General features: G+C 68.9%; 22 protein-coding genes. 15 read left to right on the top strand and 7 right to left on the bottom strand.

Annotation, left to right across the window (positions count from 1 at the left end; all coding sequences use genetic code 11):
• Nucleotides 1-32: 32 nt before the first annotated feature.
• On the bottom strand, nt 33-617 hold the full coding sequence (locus ACLJRL_RS30420; protein WP_410659760.1) for a TetR/AcrR family transcriptional regulator: 585 nt from the start codon (nt 615-617) through the stop codon (nt 33-35).
• 10 nt (nt 618-627) lie between these two features.
• The gene (locus tag ACLJRL_RS30415) at nt 628-825 is read right to left on the bottom strand and encodes a hypothetical protein (RefSeq protein ID WP_410659759.1); all 198 of its coding nucleotides are present in this window, start codon (nt 823-825) and stop codon (nt 628-630) included.
• Between the two features lie 63 nt (nt 826-888).
• On the opposite strand from ACLJRL_RS30415, the gene ACLJRL_RS30410 reads away from it, so the two are divergent.
• The 5 genes from ACLJRL_RS30410 (at nt 889) to ACLJRL_RS30390 (ending at nt 4898) form a co-directional block, all read left to right on the top strand.
• On the top strand, nt 889-1743 hold the full coding sequence (locus ACLJRL_RS30410; RefSeq protein WP_410659758.1) for a carbon-nitrogen hydrolase family protein: 855 nt from the start codon (nt 889-891) through the stop codon (nt 1741-1743).
• Nucleotides 1744-1762: 19 nt separating this feature from the next.
• Nucleotides 1763-2623 (top strand): bifunctional DNA-formamidopyrimidine glycosylase/DNA-(apurinic or apyrimidinic site) lyase, encoded by an 861-nt coding sequence (mutM, locus tag ACLJRL_RS30405; RefSeq protein ID WP_410659757.1) that lies wholly within the window; start codon nt 1763-1765, stop codon nt 2621-2623.
• 67 nt (nt 2624-2690) lie between these two features.
• Nucleotides 2691-3131: an XRE family transcriptional regulator gene (locus tag ACLJRL_RS30400; protein ID WP_410659756.1), complete on the top strand. Its 441-nt coding sequence runs from the start codon at nt 2691-2693 to the stop codon at nt 3129-3131.
• 1 nt (nt 3132) lies between these two features.
• The gene (locus tag ACLJRL_RS30395; protein ID WP_410659755.1) at nt 3133-3696 is read left to right on the top strand and encodes a hypothetical protein; all 564 of its coding nucleotides are present in this window, start codon (nt 3133-3135) and stop codon (nt 3694-3696) included.
• On the top strand, nt 3693-4898 hold the full coding sequence (locus ACLJRL_RS30390) for an MAB_1171c family putative transporter (protein WP_410659754.1): 1206 nt from the start codon (nt 3693-3695) through the stop codon (nt 4896-4898). The genes ACLJRL_RS30395 and ACLJRL_RS30390 overlap by 4 nt, the downstream gene beginning before the upstream one ends.
• 73 nt (nt 4899-4971) lie before the next feature.
• Here the strand turns inward: ACLJRL_RS30390 and ACLJRL_RS30385 are convergent, their stop codons facing one another.
• The 4 genes from ACLJRL_RS30385 to ACLJRL_RS30370 are packed head-to-tail and all read right to left on the bottom strand — an operon-like array spanning nt 4972 to nt 7351.
• Nucleotides 4972-5319, bottom strand: coding sequence for a DoxX family protein (locus ACLJRL_RS30385; protein ID WP_410659753.1), 348 nt, complete (start codon nt 5317-5319; stop codon nt 4972-4974).
• Nucleotides 5320-5352: 33 nt separating this feature from the next.
• A complete protein-coding gene (locus tag ACLJRL_RS30380) occupies nt 5353-6042 on the bottom strand; it encodes an ABC transporter permease (RefSeq protein WP_410659752.1) in 690 nt (229 codons plus the stop codon).
• Complete coding sequence (locus tag ACLJRL_RS30375; RefSeq protein WP_410659751.1) at nt 6039-6926, bottom strand: ABC transporter ATP-binding protein; 888 nt, start codon at nt 6924-6926, stop codon at nt 6039-6041. Before ACLJRL_RS30375 ends, ACLJRL_RS30380 begins: the two co-directional genes overlap by 4 nt.
• Nucleotides 6923-7351: a GntR family transcriptional regulator gene (locus ACLJRL_RS30370; protein WP_410659750.1), complete on the bottom strand. Its 429-nt coding sequence runs from the start codon at nt 7349-7351 to the stop codon at nt 6923-6925. The genes ACLJRL_RS30375 and ACLJRL_RS30370 overlap by 4 nt, the downstream gene beginning before the upstream one ends.
• Nucleotides 7352-7461: 110 nt before the next feature.
• Here ACLJRL_RS30370 and ACLJRL_RS30365 point away from each other — a divergent pair, with 110 nt between their 5' ends.
• The 6 genes from ACLJRL_RS30365 to aspS all read left to right on the top strand — a co-directional run bounded on the left by ACLJRL_RS30365 (nt 7462) and on the right by aspS (nt 15337).
• Nucleotides 7462-7785, top strand: coding sequence for a PadR family transcriptional regulator (locus ACLJRL_RS30365; RefSeq protein WP_410659749.1), 324 nt, complete (start codon nt 7462-7464; stop codon nt 7783-7785).
• Nucleotides 7782-9041, top strand: a complete 1260-nt coding sequence (locus ACLJRL_RS30360) for a DUF1700 domain-containing protein (RefSeq protein WP_410659748.1) — start codon at nt 7782-7784, stop codon at nt 9039-9041. Before ACLJRL_RS30365 ends, ACLJRL_RS30360 begins: the two co-directional genes overlap by 4 nt.
• 155 nt (nt 9042-9196) lie before the next feature.
• Complete coding sequence (locus tag ACLJRL_RS30355; protein ID WP_410659747.1) at nt 9197-9826, top strand: MBL fold metallo-hydrolase; 630 nt, start codon at nt 9197-9199, stop codon at nt 9824-9826.
• Nucleotides 9823-12630 carry a helix-turn-helix transcriptional regulator gene (locus ACLJRL_RS30350; protein WP_410659746.1) on the top strand — a complete coding sequence of 936 codons (2808 nt, stop codon included), beginning with the start codon at nt 9823-9825 and terminating at the stop codon, nt 12628-12630. The genes ACLJRL_RS30355 and ACLJRL_RS30350 overlap by 4 nt, the downstream gene beginning before the upstream one ends.
• Before the next feature lie 125 nt (nt 12631-12755).
• The gene (locus ACLJRL_RS30345; RefSeq protein ID WP_410659745.1) at nt 12756-13685 is read left to right on the top strand and encodes a hypothetical protein; all 930 of its coding nucleotides are present in this window, start codon (nt 12756-12758) and stop codon (nt 13683-13685) included.
• A gap of 389 nt (nt 13686-14074) precedes the next feature.
• Complete coding sequence (gene aspS, locus ACLJRL_RS30340) at nt 14075-15337, top strand: aspartate--tRNA(Asn) ligase (protein ID WP_410659744.1); 1263 nt, start codon at nt 14075-14077, stop codon at nt 15335-15337.
• A gap of 53 nt (nt 15338-15390) precedes the next feature.
• Here aspS and ACLJRL_RS30335 read toward each other — a convergent pair whose 3' ends face one another.
• Nucleotides 15391-15915 carry a general stress protein gene (locus ACLJRL_RS30335; protein WP_410659743.1) on the bottom strand — a complete coding sequence of 175 codons (525 nt, stop codon included), beginning with the start codon at nt 15913-15915 and terminating at the stop codon, nt 15391-15393.
• 228 nt (nt 15916-16143) lie between these two features.
• On the opposite strand from ACLJRL_RS30335, the gene ACLJRL_RS30330 reads away from it, so the two are divergent.
• Genes ACLJRL_RS30330 through ACLJRL_RS30315 form a run of 4 tightly spaced genes read left to right on the top strand, consistent with a single transcriptional unit; the run spans nt 16144 to nt 20369 of the window.
• On the top strand, nt 16144-17508 hold the full coding sequence (locus ACLJRL_RS30330) for a glutamine synthetase family protein (RefSeq protein WP_410659742.1): 1365 nt from the start codon (nt 16144-16146) through the stop codon (nt 17506-17508).
• Entirely contained in the window at nt 17489-18202 is a 714-nt protein-coding gene (locus ACLJRL_RS30325; protein WP_410659741.1) for a gamma-glutamyl-gamma-aminobutyrate hydrolase family protein, read from the top strand. The genes ACLJRL_RS30330 and ACLJRL_RS30325 overlap by 20 nt, the downstream gene beginning before the upstream one ends.
• Complete coding sequence (locus ACLJRL_RS30320) at nt 18199-19602, top strand: aldehyde dehydrogenase family protein (RefSeq protein ID WP_410659740.1); 1404 nt, start codon at nt 18199-18201, stop codon at nt 19600-19602. Before ACLJRL_RS30325 ends, ACLJRL_RS30320 begins: the two co-directional genes overlap by 4 nt.
• Entirely contained in the window at nt 19602-20369 is a 768-nt protein-coding gene (locus ACLJRL_RS30315) for a 3-oxoacyl-ACP reductase (RefSeq protein ID WP_410659739.1), read from the top strand. Before ACLJRL_RS30320 ends, ACLJRL_RS30315 begins: the two co-directional genes overlap by 1 nt.
• Nucleotides 20370-20523: the final 154 nt, after the last annotated feature.

The following is a 20523-nucleotide window of genomic DNA, read 5'->3' as shown; positions in this document are numbered from 1 at the left end:
GATAGCTTGCCGTAGCACGGAAACGGATTTCGCTACCTGGACGCGGCACGAAGCCGCAGCACGTCCTCGACCCCTTGGAGGAACGTCTCACAGATCGGTTCCGGGTCGGACAGGCAGCCGGTGGCCATCGCTCCGTCGCGCAACAGGACGACCTGCCGGGCCGCGGGTTCGGCAGGTGCGTCCCCGATGCGGGCCAGCACTTCGGTGATCGTCCGCGCGAACCACTGACGGTGTGCGAGGACGGCTTTGTGCACGGGGTGGGCCGAGTCCGGGTACTCCGCCACGGCGTTGAGGAAGGCGCATCCCCGGAAGCCGGGAGACCGGATGCCCTCCGCGATGGACCTGGCAAGGGCCCGGAGGGTCTCGGGCGCCGGCGACCCCTGGGCCACGACGGCGTCCACCTGGCTTCGGAGGGCCTGATCGGCTTCCTGGAGGTAGCAGACGATCAGGTCGTCCTTGCCGGGGAAATGCCGGTACATCGTCGCCCGGGTCACCTTCGCCTCGGCGATGATCCGGTCGATGCCGACGGAATGGATCCCCTCCGTGTAGAAGATCCGGGTCGCCGCGCTGATCAGCCTCGACCGGGCTTCGGACGGCTGAGCGTGGGCCTTCGTCATCAACGAGATTCTAGCAGATAGAACGTTCGGTCTTGTACTTCGTCCGGTTCGGCTTCGCGCTCGTCTGGGCGGGCCTGCTGTTCACCAGCGCCTCGAAGCTCGGGCCGGTCAGTGTCACGCTGCTCGCCGGTATCGGCCTCGCCGTCGCGGCCACTTCCGGGCCAAGGTCGAGCCGCTGGACGAAGAGTTCCGGAGGCGCACGGTCCACGATCCGCACACGCCACCGGAATGGCCTTGGTGGCGCCGTCGCGCATGAGCCAGACTCGGGCCCATGCTGGAAACCGTGATCGCCGCACTCCAGATCGGGCCGTCCTCCGAAGGTACTCAAGCGACCCTTCAGCACATCCTCGATCACGAAGCCGAAATTGTTGCCGCACAAGCGAAACTTGTCGTTCTCCCGGAGGCCATCCTCGGCGGCTACCCCAAGGGCAAGGTGGCCGGGGACCGGTTCGTCCAGTACTTCACCGAGGCCGTCGACGTTCCCGGGCCGGAGGTCGAGGCGCTCGCCGGGCTGTCCCAGCGGACCGGGGCGACGCTCGTGGTCGGCGTCATCGAGCGATCCGGATCGACCCTGTACTGCACCGCGCTCGTTCTCGACCCGGAGAACGGGCTGGTCGGGAAACACCGCAAGCTCGTGCCCACCGCCCGCGAACGGCTCGTCTGGGGCCGGGGCGACGGTTCCACGATGCCGGTCGTCGAAACGGCGGCGGGCCGGGCCGGGGCGGTGATCTGCTGGGAGAACTACATGCCGCTCCTGCGCGCGGCCATGTACGCCAAGGGCGTCGAGCTCTGGTGCGCGCCGACGGTCGACGACAGCGAGACGTGGCAGGCCTCGATGCGCCACATCGCCGCCGAGGGCCGGTGCTTCGTGATCAGCGCCTGCCTTTTCGAGCAAGCGGACCAGACCGACGATCCCATCGCCGGCGGCAGTGTGATCGTCGGCCCGGACGGTATGCCGCTGGCAGGCCCGCTCACCGGAACCGAAGGTCTGCTCACCGCGAGCATCGATCTCGCGGACCTCGTCGCGGGCCGTGCCCAGCTCGACGTCTCCGGGCACTACGCGCGGCCCGACATCTTCACCCTGTCCGTGGACGAAAGTCCCCGGCCGGGAGTGGCGTTCCTCTGACCGGTGGGAGAATCGGCCCATGCCCGAACTCCCCGAGGTCGAGGTGGTCCGCGCCGGGCTGGAGGCGCACGTCTCCGGCCGGACCATCACCGAGGTCGAAGTCCTGCACGCCCGCGCGATCCGCCGCCACGAACTCGGCGCCGAGGATTTCAGCGGACGGCTCTCCGGTACCAAGATCACCGCCGCGCGCCGCCGCGGCAAGTACCTCTGGCTGGAACTCTCCGACGGCCAGGCCATGCTCGCCCACCTCGGCATGAGCGGTCAGATGCTCGTCCAGCCGGAAGGCGCGCCCGACGAGAAGCACCTCCGCGTGCGGTTCCGCTTCGCCGACAACGGGCCGGAGCTGCGCTTCGTCGACCAGCGAACCTTCGGCGGGCTCGCGCTCGCGGAACTCGCCGAGGTCGACGGGACGGCGTTGCCGAGCACCATCGCGCATATCGCCCGCGACCCGATGGACCCGCGTTTCGACCTCGAACAGGCCGTCCGCGCACTGAGGTCGAGGCGCACCGAGGTCAAACGCGCCCTGCTCGACCAGACCCTCGTCTCCGGTATCGGCAACATCTACGCCGACGAGGCCCTCTGGCGGTCCAAGCTCCACTGGGCCCGCCCGACCGACAAGCTCACCGCCGCCCACGGCCGGACCGTGCTCGCCGCCGCCAGCGACGTCATGGCCGCCGCGCTCGTCGCGGGCGGGACGTCGTTCGACGCCCTCTACGTCAACGTCAACGGCCAGTCCGGGTACTTCGACCGGTCGCTCGACGCCTACGGCCAGGAAGGCCTGCCCTGCGGCCGCTGCGGAACGGCCATCCGGCGCGATCCCTTCATGAACCGCTCGTCGTTCTCATGCCCGCGATGCCAGCCGCGCCCGCGCACGAGGTGAAAACTGACGTGTATGAATGCGGGTACCGCGTCAACTAGCATGAACGGGCACGACATGAGGGAGTGGGATGGTGGCCGCGACCGAGCCCGGCAAGAAGACGCTCGCCGAAAAGATCGACAAGCTGTTCCGGATCGTGCTGAGACCCGATCGCGAGCCGTACAGCCATGAAGAGGTCGCCACGGCCTGCCGCGAGGCCACCGGCGAGAGTTTTTCGACGACTTACCTCTGGCAACTGCGCACCGGTCGCCGCGACAACCCCACCAAACGCCACCTCGAGGCGCTCGCCCAGTTCTTCGGCGTCTCGCCGGCGTACTTCTTCGACGACGAGCAGAGCGCCAAGATCGCCGAGGAACTCGCGTTGCTCGGTGCCCTGCGCGACGCCGGCGTCCGCGATGTGGCTCTGCGCGCTGTAACGCTTTCACCGGATGGACTCGACACCATCAGCGACATGATCGACGCGATCGCCCGCAGGGAATCCGGACGAGGCGGCACAAAGAGGGAGGCGTGAGGTGGACCGCGGCCGTAAGGAGTTATGGCGACGCTGCCGGAGTCTCGCCGACGGCGTGACCCTTCCCGAGCCCTTCGACGCCGACGCCTTCATCGCGGAACTGGCCGCCGAACGCGGCCGTCCGATCGAGTTGATGCAGGTCAGCGTTCCCTCCAACGGCCCGTGCGGCCTGCTGATGAGCACCGAACGCGCCGACTACATCCTCTACCCGACGAACACCACCGCCCTGCACCGGCGGCATATCCTGCTGCACGAGGTCGGCCACCTGCTGTGCGGCCACGTCGGTTCCGACGCGGGAGCCGACGGCATCGCGCTCGACGCCGCCGCCAGCAAGGCCCTGATGCCGAACCTGTCCCCGGAACTCGTCCGCCGGGTCCTCGGCCGCACGAGTTACAGCGCCGTCGAGGAACAGGAAGCCGAACTTCTCGCCAGCCTTCTCGCGCAGCGCGTCGCCCGGACGGCGGTGCGCGGTTCATCCAACGCCGACGAGAGTGGGAGCGACCTCGCGCGCGGGATGGCCAGGGTCGACGACCTCTTCGGCAACCGGAAGCGACGAGCCCCATGACCGAGACCATCGCGTACTTCTGTTGCGTGGTGGCGTTCGCGGGCTTCGGCTACAAGCTGATCCAGGCTCGCCACACCCAGCCGTTGCGGCGGATGTGGTACCTCAGCGCCTTCGGCGTGTGCATCGCCGGCGGGATCATGCTGCTCACCCCGGCCATGGAGAACGCGGTCGGTATCGAAGAGCCCATCGGCAGTCTCCTGAACCTCGCCGCCGACCTCCTCAAGATCGGCGCCATGGCCTTCGCCGTCGCGTTCGCGCATTCGCTGAAACTGGGGGAGGGCAAGCGGATCGGCTGGCACGCGGTGCTTTCCTGGACCGTCGTGGTCGCCGAGACCGCGCTCTTCTTCCTCTCCGACAGCTACCGGGTCGGCGACTACACCGCCGCCGGGCCGGGCAGGCTCGGCTGGTTCGTCGCCTACAACGCGCTCTTCCTCGTCTACGGCCTGATCAGCCTGCTGACCTTCTCGATCGTTTTCGCCCGCTTCGCGCGCCACGCCGATCCCGGCCCGCTGCGCACCGGGCTGTGGTTGCTCGTCGGCGGCGGGGTCGCCGCGCTCGGCTGGACCTTCTGGGACGTCGACGACATCTATATCCTCGCGACGACCGGCGAGGTCGACGCCGGTGAGGACACGCTCTCGTCGATCCTGGCCGCGCTGAGCGTCGGGCTCGCCGGGGCAGGCGCGACGCTCACCGTGTGGGGTCCGGCGCTGGCCACCCCGTTCCGGCTGCTCGGCACGTACCGGACCTACCGGCGGATCGAGCCGTTGTGGACCGCGATGCGCGAAGCCGTCCCGGGAATCGCGCTGGATCCCGGGCCGGGTATGCCGGGCGGGGTGGAATTCGCCCTGTACCGCAGGGTCATCGAGATCCGGGACGGACATCTCGCGCTGCGCCCGTACTTCGACCCGGAAGTCCCGCCGGCCGCGGAAGCCGAGGCCCGCAAGGCGAAGATCCCCGAAGCCCGCGTCGCCGCGACGATCGAGGCTGCCGCGCTGGCCGCCGCGCTCGTCGCCTCCGAGGTAGGTCGCCGGTTCGCCCCCGACGACGTACCGGCGACCTACCTCGACGAGCCCGACATCGCCACCGAGGCGGCGTGGCTGGTCGAGGTGACCCACGCCTGGCGACGGTCCACTGTGGTCGGACGCATCCGGGACCAGGCCCGCGCCGCCGGTTTCGCGTGTCCGGACACGGAACTCGCGTGATTGAAGGCGTGACACGCAGTTCGCCGTCCAATCACGCGAGTTCGCCGTCCAATCACGTGAGTTCCGTGTCCCATCACGTGAGTCCGAGGACCGCCACGGCCGCCGAGGCCAGCGCCAGCCAGATCGACGGGACGACCTCCTTCGCCCCATCGCCGGCCCGCAGGTGCGAGACGGCCGCCCCGATCAGCAACGCCACCAGGCCGATCGCCGCGGCGATCCCGATGGGCCGCCAGAAGAACCCGGCCACCAGCCCGGTCGCGCCGGCGACTTCGAGAGCGCCGATCCCCTGGATCTCCCGGACCGAGAAACCGAGCCGCTCGGTCCGGGACACCAAGGACGGTTGACGCAGGATCTTCGCCACCCCCAGCGGGGCGAAGATCGCGGCCAGCAGCACCGACAGCACCACGTGCGTCACAGCCATGACGGAACTCCTTGGTGTGGAAGGGAACGCAGGTCAGACGGTGACCCTGCGCATGGTGGCGAAGCCGCCACCGGCGGCGACGCACACCAGCACCGCGAGTACCCCGGTGATGCCGCCCACGGTCAGCGTGCTGAAGAACGTGCCGACCTTCGACCAGGCATCGGTCCAGCTGAGCAGCAGTACTCCGCCCAGCAGCACGAGGGCCTGCGCGGCGGCGAACACGACCACGCCCAGCACCGAAGCACGCCGGTAGATCAGGCCGTACCACATGCCGTAGACGAACATCAGCGTCAGAAAGACGAACGATGTGAGCAGGGTCTGGTACCAGGGGCCGTCGAGCAGCCAGGGCACCCGGAAGTAGTTGAGGCCGAGCCCCCAGCCGCCGGTGGCCTTCTCGATCACCTGGAACACGACGATCCCCACCGAGTACAGCGCGGACAGGCCGCCCACCAGCAGGACGGTGCCCAGGTAGTACGACCGCCTCGACACGCCCAGCGCCAGCCCGAACGGCAGCGACTTCGTCATGCTCAAGGCGCCGCAGACGAGCATGAACACGAACAGCGTGAACAGGCCGCCGGAGTAGTTCTCCTCCGGTGTTTCGGGGATCAGCGCGAAAATGGCGAGGTTCACCCCGAACGCGAAAAGTGTGACGCCGACCGGGAGGACCAGGAATTGGAGCCGGTCCACCAGGTGATATCGCGCGACTTTGACCAAGGTGTTCATGCGGACGCCTCCTCTGCGGTCTGTCCGTTGGAGGTGTGCACCATCAACTGCTGCAGCGAAAGCGGTTCCAGCTTCAGGTGCAGGGCGTGTGCCCGCGCCTTCGCCGCCGCGTCGAGCGAATCGGCGACGGTGACCGAAGCCCGCGAACCGATCTGGCGGCGGTGCAGCACCCGGCGGCCGCCGACGAAGGTGTCCACCGCCGTGGCGGGCCCGCTGACCGTGGCGGCCGAGCCGCGCAGTTCGTCGGCGGGTGCGTCGAGGACCACGCGGCCCTTGTCGATCATCACGACGTGCTCCAGGAGATCGGCCACCTCGTCGATCAGGTGCGTGGAGAGCAGCACCGTGCGCGGGTGACTCGAATAGTCGTCGAGAAGGCGGTCGTAGAACAGTTGCCGGGCGACGGCGTCGAGACCGGCGTAAGGCTCGTCGAGCAGGGTGAGTTCCGCTCGCGCCGCCAGGCCGATCGTGATCGACAGCGCCGAGCGCATCCCGCGGGACAGCTTCTTGATCGGGCGTTTCAGCGGCAGGTCGAAGTCCCGCAGCAGCGTGTCGGCCAGTTCGGCGTCCCAGTTCGGATAGAACCACGACGCCGCCGCGAGGGCGTGCCGCACCTTGAAGTCCGGGAACTGCTGGTCCTCGCGGACGAGCACCAGGCGGCTGAGCACCCGCTCGTTCTCGACCGGGTTCTCGCCGAACACGCGGACGGTGCCCGTGCCGGCGAACTCCTGCGCGGTGACGATGCGCAGGAAGGTGCTCTTGCCCGCGCCGTTGCGGCCCAGGAGGCCGGTGATCTTTCCTTCTGCGATGTCGACCGTGACGTCGTCGAGTGCGAGGTGGTCGCCGTAGCGCCGGGTCAATCCGGCGGTGGAGATCGTCGAGGTCATGCGGCCGGTCCTCCGTTCTGATGGCCGTTCCCGCGGATGAGCGAGATCAGGGATTCGTCGTTGATGCCGAGGCGTCTGGCTTCGACCAGCATCGGCTCGAGGTACTGCTCGGCGAACCGTTTCCGCCGGTCGGTGAGCAGCTTTTCCCGCGCCCCGCCTGCGACGAACATCCCGATGCCCCGCCGTTTCTCCAGCAGGCCGTCGTCGGTCAGCACGTTGATCCCCTTGGCCGCCGTCGCCGGATTGATCCGGTAGAAGGCGGCTAGTTCGTTGGTCGATGGCACGCGTTCCCCCTCGGCCAGGCTCCCCTCGGCGATGTCGTCGGCGATCTGTTCGGCGATCTGCACGAACAGCGGCGTTCCTTCGTCGAGCACGACACCTCCGTTCCAGGCTTCGTGGAACCACCGCCAGGTGCGGTGGTTCATTACTGGACTAAGTAACCCATGAACCCCGTTCGGACGCAACCCCCTCCGCCGTGCGCACTACTGTGCAATGCGTGGTACCTTCTGTTGCGTAAGACTGGAGGGACGCGACGGTGGAGATCAGTCAGCTACTAAAAGGTGTGCTGGACCTCGCAGTCCTCGCGGTGCTCCGCGGGGAGGACGGCTACGGCTATGACGTACTCCGAAGACTCCGGATCGCGGGGTTGCAGGAAGTGGGCGACGCTTCGGTGTACGGAACGCTTCGGCGGCTGTACAAGGCAGGCCTGCTGACGTCGTACGTGGTGCCGAGCGAAGAAGGCCCGCACCGGAAGTACTACAGCCTCAACGAGCCGGGCCGCGAACGACTCGCCGAGTCGACGCAGACCTGGCGGACTTTCGCTTCAACGATGGACAGCCTGTTGGGAGAGGCAGCATGAGCACGCAGAATCCGACCGCCGTGCGGGTGTATCTGGCGAGGGTCAGGAGCGCGCTCGCCGACCTGCCCGAGAGCGAAGTCGAGGAGATCCTGGAGGACGTCCGTCCCCATCTCGCCGAGATGGAAGCGGAACTGGGGGAGAACGCCAAGGTCGACGCGCTGATCGAGCGACTGGGCAGCCCCGAGAGCTACGCCGCCGAGCTGCGGACGTCCGGTGGATATCCGCCGCGTCCGGCCGACGCGGGGGACAAGACCGTTGTGGTGAAACAGAAGTCCGGTATCGGCGGAGCGCGGTTCGCGTTCTGGGGACTGGTGTTCTCCGTGGCAGGCTTCGCGCTGTTCGGCTTCGCGGCCGCGGTGTGGGTCCGGGTGGAACCCTTGCTGGGCCTGCTTTTCGTGGCGCCCGTGCTCGCGATCAGCGTCGCCTTCGTGGTGCACAAGGGTGTCGCGCCGATCGCGGCGCTGCCCGAGGTGATGAAGCTCAAGGAGACCGCGAGCTCGTTCCAGTCCAAAAGGGACGGTAAGGGGCTGACCTACCTGCGGGCGCTCAAGCCCGCGTGGTGGGTGCTGTGCGCGGCGGTCCTGGTCGTGTTCGGCCTGCTGCTCGTGCTGCGCGACGTCGAGGCCGTGCTGCTGCTGCCGCTGATGCTCGTGGCGGCCGTCGCGGTGATCTGGGCGGGGCCGAAGGTGAAGGGCGACCGGCGGCTGCTGTGGCTGGCCGTGCCGATCTCGGCCTTCGTCATCGGCAGCATGCTCGGCGGTGCGGGCGCCGCCGTCGACCTGATCGCGAAGCGGTCTTATGGCAGCGGCTCCTACAACGGCTACACCCCGAGCTACAGCGACAACTACGGCAACCCGCAGTTGATGTACGGCAGTCGCGACGTGGAGAACATCTACGCGTTCGACGGTCAGGGCAAACCGCTGACGGAGGTCTACCTCTACGACGAGAGCGGCCGTCCGCTGAGTTCGGTCCGGTACGGCTGTGAGAAGAGCACGGGCGAGAAGCGGAAGGTCGGCGACGACAACCGCTACCCGAGGCCGAGGCTCGAGCGGGGCGTGCAGGACGACGAGGGGAACCTCAACGGCTACAACGGAAACCGTAGCTACTGCCAGGAAAAGACGGACGTCCCGTTCAGCGCGGCGATCCCGAAGGGCTCGCCCGTGACGCCCCCTTCGTCCACCGCGCCTTCGTCACCGGCAGCACCGCCGTCGTCTTCCGCGGTGCCGCCGCCGAACTCCACCCAGCCGACGCGCTAGGTGGTCCGGGTGGAGGCGGACGTCGGGGGCCGCCTCCACCCGGTTTCGGGGGAAGTCGTGAGCGGCGATTCGGTGAGGACCCGAATCGCCGCTCACGACCAAACGTGACCCATTGGAGCCCTTTCGCCCCGTCCTGTGACCGCTACGATTCCGGAATGCGCCACTTGGCCCCCGGGGTCCGGCAACTTCTCGGCCGTCCGCCGCACCTGATGAACGTCTATCTGGTCGGAGACGTGCTGGTGGACTCCGGCACGCCCGGCGCGCGGCGGCGTGTCTCCCGGCAACTGGCCGGGAACGAGCCGAGCGCGCATGTCGTCACCCACGCCCATCCCGACCATTTCGGGTCGAGCCACGCGGTCTGCGAGGAGTTCGGGATCCCCTTGTGGGCGGGGGAAAAGGACGTCCAGGCGATCGAGACGGCCACCCCGGCGACGGCACCCGGCCGGATCCCCCGGCTGCTGTCCCGGATGAAGATGCCCGACCCGCATCCCGTCGCCCGCGCGCTGAAAGAGGGTGACGACGTCGCCGGATTCACCGTGCTCGAGGTCCCCGGGCATTCGCCGGGGCATATCGCGCTCTGGCGGGAGAGCGACGGCGTCCTGCTCTGCGGGGACGTGTTCTTCAACATCGGGCGGCTGACCGCGCCGCCGGACTTCCTGACCTGGGACGCGGACCTGAACCGCGACTCGATGCGACGGCTCTCCGGGCTCCGGCCGCGGCTGGTCCTGTTCGGCCACGGGAAGCCGCTGAGCGATCCCGACCGGCTCAAGCGCCTGACCGGATGAACCGCGACGAACCGACCCTCGAGCGCGATCGCGAGCTCGCGAGGATCGACGCGGCACTCGACTCCACCTCGGCGGGCGAGGGCCGGGTGGTGGTCATCGAAGGCCGGGCGGGGATCGGCAAGACCCGGCTGGTGCAGGAGACCCGGGCACGGGCCAAGGACCGCGGGTTCGGCAGGCTCCAGGCCGTCGGCGACGCGCTCGAAGGCGCGATGCCCTGGGGTGTCGTGCGCCAGATGGTCGAGCGTTCGGTTTCGCGCTACAGCGGGGAAACCCGGAAGAAGATCCTCGCCGGGCCGTCCGGCGAGGCGCTCCGGGCACTCGACTGCGCGGCCGCCGACCCGAGCGAGGCCGAACTGGGCAGGACCCTGCACGCCCTGTGGTGGGTCGCGGTCGATCTCTCCTCGACCCGCCCGTTGCTGATCACCGTCGACGACGCGCAGTGGGCGGACGTTTCGTCGCTGCAGTTCCTCGTCTATCTGTCCCGCCGGATCGCCGACCTGCCGATCACGCTGGTCGTGGCCACCCGCCCACCGGCGGAGAACGCCGGCCCGCTGGCGCACCTGAGCATCTCGCGGCAGGCGGAACGTGTGCTGCCGAAGGCGCTCTCGCTCGAAGCGCTCGCCGAACTCGTGGCCGCCCGCGGAGTGCGTCCCGCCTGGGCCGTGGTCCTCTCGCTGCACGCGGCCAGCGGGGGAAACCCTTTCCTGGCAAGGGTTCTCGTCGACGAACTGGACGCCCTCGGGCTGCCGCTCGACACCGACGCGACGGCGGAGCGCGTCGGGAAGCTGGGCCCCAGCACCGTCTTCCGTGCCGCGCTGGGCCGGCTGCCCGCCGAGGCCGTCGCGCTCGCCGGAGCCATCGCGGTCCTGGGCACCGGTGGCGATCCGTGGCAGGCCGGCGCGCTGGCGAAACTGGACGCCGCCGGGCTTTCGGTCGCCGTCGAGGCCCTGGTCTCGGCCAACGTCCTGATCGGCGACGGCGACCACCTCGTCTTCGTCCATCCCGTCGTCCGTGAAGCCGTCCTCGCCGATCTCGGCACGATCGCCCGGGCGGCGCTGCACGCGGGCGCCGCGAAGGCGTTGCGCGCGGCGAAAGCCCCGGCGGACCGGGTCGCCGCCCACCTCGTGCAGGCGCCCAAGGGAATCCTGCCCGACGCGGCCGAGATCCTCCGCAAGGCCGCGGCCGCCCTGCTCGCCGCCGGTGACCCGAAGACGGCCGCCACGCATTTGCGCCGGGCCGTCGAAGAGACCCCGGAAGACGCGGCGCTGCGAGCCGAACTCGGCCGCGCGCTGCTCCGCACCGGAGAGGCGACCGAGGCGCGGCAACAGCTTCTGGTGGCGGCAGACGGCGTCCCCGACGCCGAACTCGTCGCGGCCGCCGCGTCGGCCACAGCGGTCGTCGAAGGCCCTGAAGCCGCCATTGCCGAACTCCGGGAGGCTATCGCCGCCCGGCCAGGCGGCCCGCGGGATCCCGGCCGGATGCATCTCGAAGCCCGGCTCGCGGTCTTCCGCTCCTTCCTGCCGCACCACCGCCGGGTGGCCTCCGATCACCTGCGCGCGTACGCGACGCTGAGCGGCGGGACCCCCGACGAACGCACCCTGCTCGGCTTGCACGCGCAGATGGGCCGGTACGAGGTCCGGCCCGCGGACGAGGTCGCGGCGACGGCCTGCCGGGCGTTGTCCCACGGCGCCTACTTCGAAGACGCCACCGGAAGCATCGACGTGATGGTCGGCTGGGTGGTCGCGATGCTCGCGCTGATCTCGGCCGACGGCATCGACGAGGCGCGGCGGGAGATCGACCGGGCGCGGCAACGGGTGCGGGCGCACGGTTCGCCCATCGAGTTCGCGATGGTCGCCAACGCCGCGCTGTTCCTCAACTGGCGGCTCGGGAACGTGAGCGTCATGGAAGCCGAGGCCGAAGGAGCGCTCGCCGCCATCGAAGCCGAGGAGGGGGTGCCGCAGGTGATCGCGCTCCGGGCGACGTCGACCCACTTCCTGGCCTACGCCGCGATGGAACGCGGTGACCTCGAAGCGGCCGCCGAGGTGCTGGCGCGGTTCGACGCCGACCACGGTGACGGCCCGAGCATGATGCCGACGATGTGGCTGCACGAGCCCCGCGCGCTGATCGCGCTCGCCGTCGGCAATCCCGTACTCGCCAGGACGCAGGCGTTCCTGCAACGCGACGAGATGGTCGCGGCCGGCGTCGACCCGCCGACCGTCCCGTGGCGGGTCCCCGCCGTGCGGGCCGCGATGCTGCTCGGCGAAGCGGGCCATGCCCTGAAACTGGCCGAGGAACAGATGATCATCGCCCGGAAATGGGGGACAGCGACGGAGATCGGTGCCGCGCTGCGGCTGCTGGCGCATGCCGACGGCGACCGGCGGCTCGACCTGCTGACCGAGTCCGTCGGGATGCTGGAGAGGTCTCCGGCCAGGCTGCATCTCGCCCGTTCGCTGATCGACCTCGGCGAGGCGATGCGGGTCGCGCGGCGCCGGACGGACGCGCGTACCCCGCTCAACCGGGGGATCGAACTGGCCACCGAATGCGGCTCCGTCGTGCTCCGCACCCGCGCGGTCGAGGCGTTGGAGGCGCTGGGGGACCGGCCTCGCCGGATGATCGTCACCGGCCCCGCCTCACTGACCGCGAGCGAACGCCGGGTCGCGGACCTGGCGGCGTCCGGGCGGGCGAACCGCGCGATCGCGCAGGAACTGTTCGTCACCCCGAAGACGGTCGAAAACCACCTCGGGCGGATCTACACGAAGCTCGGCATCACCGGAAGGGGTGAGCTGGCCCGAGTGCTGTCCTGAGGGGCTGTCGTGAGGGACCCCCAGGGTGTACCGCCGCAGAGTTGAGGGATCACCCCTCATGCGTTTGGGGGGTCCCGAGGATCAGGCTTTACCTACCAAGCCGGACGAAAACGAAGGTAGGAGCCATGATCCGCAAGACCAGCCTGATCCTCGCCGCCGCAGCGACCCTCACCGGTGTCGCCACCTTCCCCGGCACCGCGTCGGCGGACAAGATCGGCATCCCCGTCCCCTGCGTGAAGGCGACCGACGTCTACGGCGCCGACTTCGACGTCAAGCAGTGCGGGGTCAGCGACGTCGACCAGTTCCGCGCCGGACTGGAGAACGACGGAAACGCGTACTGCGGACCGGCTTCGCTGTATAACGTCCTGCACTACTGGGGCCATGTGAAAGGCGCCCCGGTCGGCTGGATCACCACCAGAGTCGGCAATCTCGATCCGAAGGACCCGGCCGACTACGGCGTCATCACCAACTCGATCGGCCGCATCGGCGTCGACTCGAAGTACGACGCCGGGACGACCCTCGGCAACCTGCAGACGGCGTGGACCATCGCGACCAAGCCGGCGCGGGACGCGGGCTGGACGACGTCGGTCGGGAACATGAGCTCCGCCACCACCACCGATTTCTCCGGCGAACTGGCGAAGAAGCTGAACGAGGGACCGCTCCAGATCGCCTACGGCCGCTACAAGGCCGGGCCGACGGCGGGAAGCCTGCAGCGCAGCGGCGGGCATATCGTCACCGTGGTCGCGGCGAAGGGATCGTTCAACGGCAACACCGTCCAGCTGAAGCTGTCCGACCCGGGCCGCGCCGGTGACCACAAGGCGCCGGGCTACCTGGGCACGCAGTCGGACTACCAGTTGCTGGACGTCACGCTGGAGAAGAAGACCATCTGGGAGTACCGGCCGGTCACCGACGACCCCGACACCGGCGTCGACGAGAGCCTGAAGCCGGGCACCTACCGGTCCGTCGTGCGGTGGGAGCTCACCGGCCCGCAGTACATCGGCACCACGCGCCAGATGATCGAGAACTTCAACTGGTTCGACATGGTCGCGCCCTGATCCCTCGCTCGGCCAGAACCGCAAGTAGAGGACTAAACGCGGTGGTTGGGAACACGAACTACCGCAAGTAGAGGACGAAACGCGGATGCGAGGGGTGCCCCGGAGGACGTAACCTCCGGGGCAACGCGCTGACGGAGACGAGTAGCCCGGGGAACGCGAGACCAGAGAGCCGCCGGTAGCTGGGAAGGCGGCCTTGCACCCCGCGGTGAAGACCCTCCCGAGTGCGGGGAGGAACGGCGTTCGCGCCCCATGCCCCGCCGGCCGGCCCCCGTCACCGGGCCTTCGAGGCCGCCGCCCGTCCCAGGGCGGCGGCGAAAGTGCGGTGGTACCGCGAGTTCCCTTCTCGCCCGCACTCCCAAGGGGTCGCGCATATCCGTACAGGAGTTGTGATGATCTCGCGTGTCCTCGTCGCCGACCTGCCCGGCCACGTCGGCGACCGTGTCCGTATCGCCGGTTGGGTGCACCGCCGGCGCCGGCTGAAATCCGTCACCTTCCTCGTGATCCGGGACCGTTCCGGGCTCGCCCAGGTGGTACTCGCCGAACCCGGTGGCCCGCCGGAGGAGACCGTGGTCGAGGTCGAAGGTCTCGTCACCGCCACTCCGCAGGCACCCGGTGGGCTGGAGCTGACCGAGCCGACGGTCAGGCTGCTCTCCGAACCCGCCGAGCCACCGCCGTTCGACCTCTACCGGCCGACTCTCCAGGCCGGGCTGCCCACGGTGCTGGACAACGCCGCCCTCGCGCTGCGGCACCCGCGGCTGAAGGAGGCGTTCACGATCGCGGCGGCGAGCGTCGCCGGGTTCCGGTCGGCGCTGGACGGGCTCGGGTTCACCGAAACCCATACCCCCAAGATCGTCTCGTCGGCCACCGAATCCGGGGCGAACGTCTTCGGCATCGACTACTTCGGCAAACCCGCCTTCCTGGCCCAGTCCCCGCAGTTCTACAAGCAGGCGCTGGTCGGGGTGTTCGAGCGGGTCTACGAGGTCGGTCCGGTCTTCCGCGCCGAGCCGCACGACACCGCCCGCCATCTGGCGCAGTACACCAGCCTCGACGCCGAACTCGGTTTCATCTCCGGCCACCATGACGTGATGGAGGTGCTGAGGCATGCCGTGGCGGGCATGGTCGAGGCCATCCCGGAAACCGAAGTCGCGCTACCGGAGGTGCCCGAGAAGATCCCGGAGATCCACTTCGCGGACGCTCAGGAACTGCTCGCGGGGATGTCCGACGAGGACCCGCGCGGTGAACCCGACCTCGCGCCCGCCTACGAACGTCTGCTCTCGGACTGGGCGCTGCGCACGCACGGGTCGGAATTCCTTTTCGTCACCGGGTATCCGATGGTGAAGCGGCCGTTCTACACGCATCCGGATCGGGAGCGCCCGGCGTACTCGAACAGTTTCGACCTGCTCTTCCGCGGGCTGGAACTGGTGACCGGCGGCCAGCGGCTGCATCGTCACGCCGACTACGTCGCCGCGCTGGCGGCCCGGGGTGAGTCCGCCGAGCCGTACCGGGACTATCTCGACGTCTTCGCGCACGGGATGCCGCCGCACGGTGGGTTCGCGCTCGGTCTCGAACGCTGGACGGCCCGGTTGCTAGGGCTGCCCAACGTCCGTCAGGCGACGCTCTTCCCGCGAGACCTCCATCGGCTGTCCCCGTAGAAAGCGACTCGGCACCTTCCCACGGGAAGGTGCCGAGTCGCGGGGGATCAGGCTCAGTGGATGAACGCGTTCCTGGCGGCCAGGTCGGCCAGCAGGGCGCGGCCCTTCTCGGCGTTGCGCGGCTGGGCCAGGACGTCGTAGCGCCGGGCGACCAGCTGGCTCTGCGAGATGAACCCGCGCTTGTTCTTCGACGTCGCGTACCCCAGCGCGCCGAACAGCAGGTTGAACCCGATACCGCCGACGAGGCCGACGAGGATCGGCACCAAGCCGGCACCCGGGTTCAGCAGGCTCAGCACCAAGCCGAGGAACATACCGAACATCGCGCCCGAGAGTGCCGAGCTGGTCAGCACCTTGCTCCAGCCCATCCGCCCGGCGATCCGCTCGACCAGAATCGGTTCGACACCGACGATGGTGACGTCGGTGATCGGGAAGTCCGTTCCCGCGAGGTGGCCGACGGCACGCTGCGCTTCGGAGTAGGACTCGTACGAGCCGATCGGCCACCCGCTGGGCAGCGTCGGAAGCTGGGCCCGTCCCTGGGGCTGGGTCATCGTGGTCTGCTGCGTGAATGCCTGTGTCATTCCTTCTCACCTCTCTTGATCCGTACAACGTTCCGGATGTGCGGATCTCCTCCCGAAGCGGCGGGATTCACAGCATCTTCTCAGCCGGGCATCACAGACAATCCGCCCAGGGATCAACTTCGTCACCCAATGGGTAACGAGTCAGACCATTGGTCGAGTTGACCGCTCCCAGGTGACCCGGTAAGAAGGAGCCGCAAAGGGACCGATTCGAACCTTTAGGTGGAGCTGATGGCTAAGAGGCGCGGCATGCTCACACTGGAACGTCTCCGGGAACTGGTGGAGGACGGCACCGTCGACACGGTGCTGGTGGCCATCACCGACATGCAGGGCAGGCTCCAGGGCAAACGCTGCGCCGCCGAGTACTTCCTCAACGAGGTCGTCCCGCACGCCACCGAAGCGTGCAACTACCTGCTCGCCGTCGATGTCGACATGAACACCGTCGACGGCTACGAGATGTCGTCCTGGGAGACCGGCTACGGCGACTTCGTGATGCGTCCGGACTTCGAGACGCTGCGCCTGCTCCCGTGGCAGGAGGGCACCGCGCTCGTCCTCGCCGACCTCGAATGGGTGCAGGGCGGCGTCGTGCCCGCGTCGCCGAGGCAGATCCTGCGCAGGCAACTCGACCGGCTCGCCGCGCTCGGCCTCGGCGCCTTCGTCGGCACCGAACTCGAGTTCATCGTCTTCGACGACACCTTCGAGTCGGCCTGGGACAAGCGCTATCAAGACCTCCGCCCGTCCAACCAGTACAACGTCGACTACTCGATGCTCGGCACCTCCCGGATCGAACCGCTGCTGCGGCGGATCCGCAACGACATGGGCGGCGCGGGACTGTACGTCGAGTCGGCCAAGGGCGAGTGCAACCCCGGCCAGCACGAGATCGCGTTCCGCTACGCCGACGCGCTGACCACCTGCGACAACCACAGCATCTACAAGACCGGCTCCAAGGAGATCGCCGCGCAGGAGGGCAAGAGCCTCACGTTCATGGCGAAGTACAACGAGCGCGAGGGCAACTCCTGCCATATCCACATCAGCCTGCGCTCGACCGAGGGTGAGGCCGTCCTCGCCGGCGACGGCCCCGGCGGGTTTTCCCCGCTGGGGGAACACTTCCTCGCCGGCCAGCTCGCCGGGCTGCGCGAACTGACCTACTTCCTCGCGCCGAACATCAACTCCTACAAGCGCTTCGTCCCTGGCAGCTTCGCGCCGACGGCGGTCGCGTGGGGCACCGACAACCGCACGTGCGCGCTCCGCGTCGTCGGGCACGGCGACTCGCTCCGCACCGAGAACCGCGTTCCCGGCGGCGACGTGAACCCGTACCTCGCGGTGTCCGCGCTGATCGCGTCCGGCCTGCACGGGATCGAGAACGAACTCGAGCTGGAGCCGGAGTTCCAGGGCAACGCGTACGCCTCCGACAAGCCGACCGTGCCGACGACCTTGCGGGAGGCCGCGGCGCTGCTCGACGAGAGCAAGCTGGCCAGGACGGCATTCGGCGACGACGTCGTCGACCACTATCTGAACGCGGCCAAGGTCGAGAACGCCGCGTACGACGCCGCCGTCACCGATTGGGAGCGGATCCGTGGCTTCGAACGGCTCTGAACCCTTGATCGGGCTGACGTCCTATCTGGAGCCCGCGAAATTCCTGGTGTGGGAGACCGAAGCCGCGTTGCTGCACCGCGTCTACGTCGACGGCATCGTCGCGGCGGGCGGCGTTCCGGTCCTGCTGCCGCCGGTGAGCGACGCGTACGACAGGCTGGTGTCCGCTGTGGACGGTCTGGTGCTGGTCGGCGGCGCCGACGTCGATCCGGCTCGCTACGGGCAGGAACAGCACGCGACGACCTACACCCGGCCGAACCGGGACGAGTTCGAGTTCGGACTGCTTCGGTCCGCTTTGGACGCTCGCAAGCCAGTTCTGGGCGTATGCCGGGGACTGCAGGTGCTCAGCGTCGCCTTGGGCGGGACGCTCACCCAGCATCTTCCGGACACTGTGGACAGTACGGATCACCAGCCCGCGCCGGCGGTCTTCGGGACCACTACGGTGAACCTCGCCGAGGGAAGCCGTGCCGCGGCGATCCTGGGCGCCGAGACCAAGGTGCCCTGCTATCACCATCAGGCCATCGACAGGCTCGGCGAAGGGCTCATCCCGGTCGGCTGGGCCGCCGATGGGACGATCGAGGCGGCGGAACTGCCGGGCGAGGGGTTCGTGCTCGGCGTCCAATGGCATCCCGAACAGAACCCCGACGACATAAGGCTTTTCGAGGCACTTGTAGCAGCGGCGAAGGAGCACGGATGACCGAGTACGATGCCGCCTCCCAGGGAGGGAACACGTCGGCGGTGTTCGAGGTGATCAACCCGGCCACCGAAGAGGTGGTGAGGTCGGTCGCGCCGACCTCGGCCGAGGAGACCGACGCGGCGATCGCCCGCGCGCAGGCGGCGTACCCCGCTTGGCGCGCGGTGTCCCCGAGCGACCGGGCGCGGCTGCTGCGCCGTTTCGCCGACGCCGTCGACGCCGATATCGAGAATCTCGCCCAGCTGGAGGTCACCAACTCGGGCCACACGATCGGCAACGCGCGCTGGGAGGCGGGCAACGTCCGCGACGTGCTCACCTTTTACTCGGCGTCGCCGGAACGGTTGAGCGGCAAGCAGATCCCGGTGCCCGGCGGCGTGAACATGACGTTCCACGAGCCGCTCGGCGTCGTCGGCGTGATCGTGCCGTGGAACTTCCCGATGCCCATCGCGGGCTGGGGTTTCGCGCCCGCGCTGGCCGCGGGGAACACCGTCGTGCTCAAACCCGCCGAACTCACCCCGCTGACCGCGATCCGGCTCGGCGAACTGGCCCGTGAGGCAGGGATCCCCGAAGACGTCTTCCAGGTACTCCCGGGCAAGGGATCCGTGGTGGGGCAACGGTTCGTGGACAACCCGGCGGTGCGGAAAGTGGTGTTCACCGGCTCCACCGAGGTCGGCAAGCAGATCATGGCGGGCTGCGCCGCCCAGGTGAAACGGGTGACGCTGGAGCTCGGCGGCAAGAACGCGAACATCGTGTTCGCCGACGCCGACCTCGAAAAGGCCGCGGCCACGGCACCCTACGGCGTGTTCGACAACGCCGGGCAGGACTGCTGCGCGCGGTCGCTGATCCTGGTGCAGGCGAAGGTGTACGACCGGTTCATGGAGTTGCTGGAGCCCGCCGTGCAGGGCGTCGTCGTCGGGGACCCGCGGCTGGACCTGACCGAGATGGGGCCGCTGATCTCGGCCGGGCACCACGCGAAGGTTTCGTCCTATGTGGACGACAGTGCGCCGGTGGCCTTCCGGGGCAGCGCACCGGTCGGGCCCGGCTACTGGTTCGCGCCGACCGTCGTCACGCCGCCGGACCTGCAGCATCCGCTGGCGTCGGACGAGATCTTCGGCCCGGTCGTCGCGGTCGTCCCGTTCGCCGAGGAGACGGACGCGGTGACCATGGCCAACCACACCGAATACGGGCTGTCCGGCTCGATCTGGACCCGCGACGTGGGCCGGGCGTTCCGCGTCGCGCGCGGCGTCGAGGCCGGGAACCTGTCGGTCAACTCGCACTCGTCGGTCCGGTACTGGACCCCGTTCGGCGGGTTCAAACAGTCCGGCCTCGGCCGCGAACTCGGCCCGGACGCCGTGGATGCCTTCACCGAGACCAAAAACGTCTTTATCAGCACGGAGGAATGATGGTTCACCGTTTCGAAGGTCGCGTCGCGGTCATCACCGGCGGCAGCAGCGGCATCGGGCTCGCGACCGCCAAACGACTCGCGAGCGAGGGCGCGAAGGTCGTCATCGGCGACATCTCGGCGGAGGCGGGTAAGGCCGCCGCCGACGAGGTCGGCGGCTTGTTCGTGCAGGCCGACGTCACCGACGCCGAACAGGTCGAGGCCCTGTTCCAGACCACTGTGGACGAATTCGGTTCGGTCGACGTCGCGTTCAACAACGCCGGCATCTCCCCGCCCGAGGACGACTCGATCCTGACCACCGGCATCGACGCGTGGGAGAAGGTGCAGAAGGTCAATCTGACCTCGGTGTACCTGTGCTGCAAGGCCGTGCTGCCGCATATGCGACGCCAGGGCAAGGGTTCCATCATCAACACCGCGTCGTTCGTCGCGGTGATGGGCGCGGCGACGTCGCAGATCTCCTACACCGCGTCCAAGGGCGGGGTGCTGGCGATGAGCCGGGAACTGGGCGTGCAGTTCGCGCGGGAGAACATCCGGGTCAACGCGCTGTGCCCGGGGCCGGTGAACACTCCGCTGCTGAAGGAACTGTTCGCCAAAGACCCCGAGCGGGCCGCGCGCCGTCTCGTGCACGTGCCGGTCGGCCGGTTCGCCGAGCCGGAGGAGATCGCGGGCGCGGTCGCCTTCCTGGCCAGTGACGACGCCTCGTTCATCACCGCGTCGCAGTTCCTGGTGGACGGCGGCATCGCGGGGGCTTATGTAACCCCGCTCTGATCGTTTCTCGACCCGCCACCGGTGGCGGGTCGGGCTGTGGCGGGAGCTTGACTCGTCCCGGTGACCGGGACTTCAGGGCCGGATAGGTCCTTGTGTATGCGCCCGAATGGGCTGCGCTCGTTCCGCCCACCGGCCGCAATGGCGACAAACGGGT

The sequence above is a fragment of the Amycolatopsis sp. lyj-112 genome, from assembly GCF_046549055.1.
Classification (GTDB): domain Bacteria; phylum Actinomycetota; class Actinomycetes; order Mycobacteriales; family Pseudonocardiaceae; genus Amycolatopsis.
The sequence above is the reverse complement of the archived record's forward strand: the minus strand, read 5'-3'. Positions and strand labels throughout refer to the sequence as shown.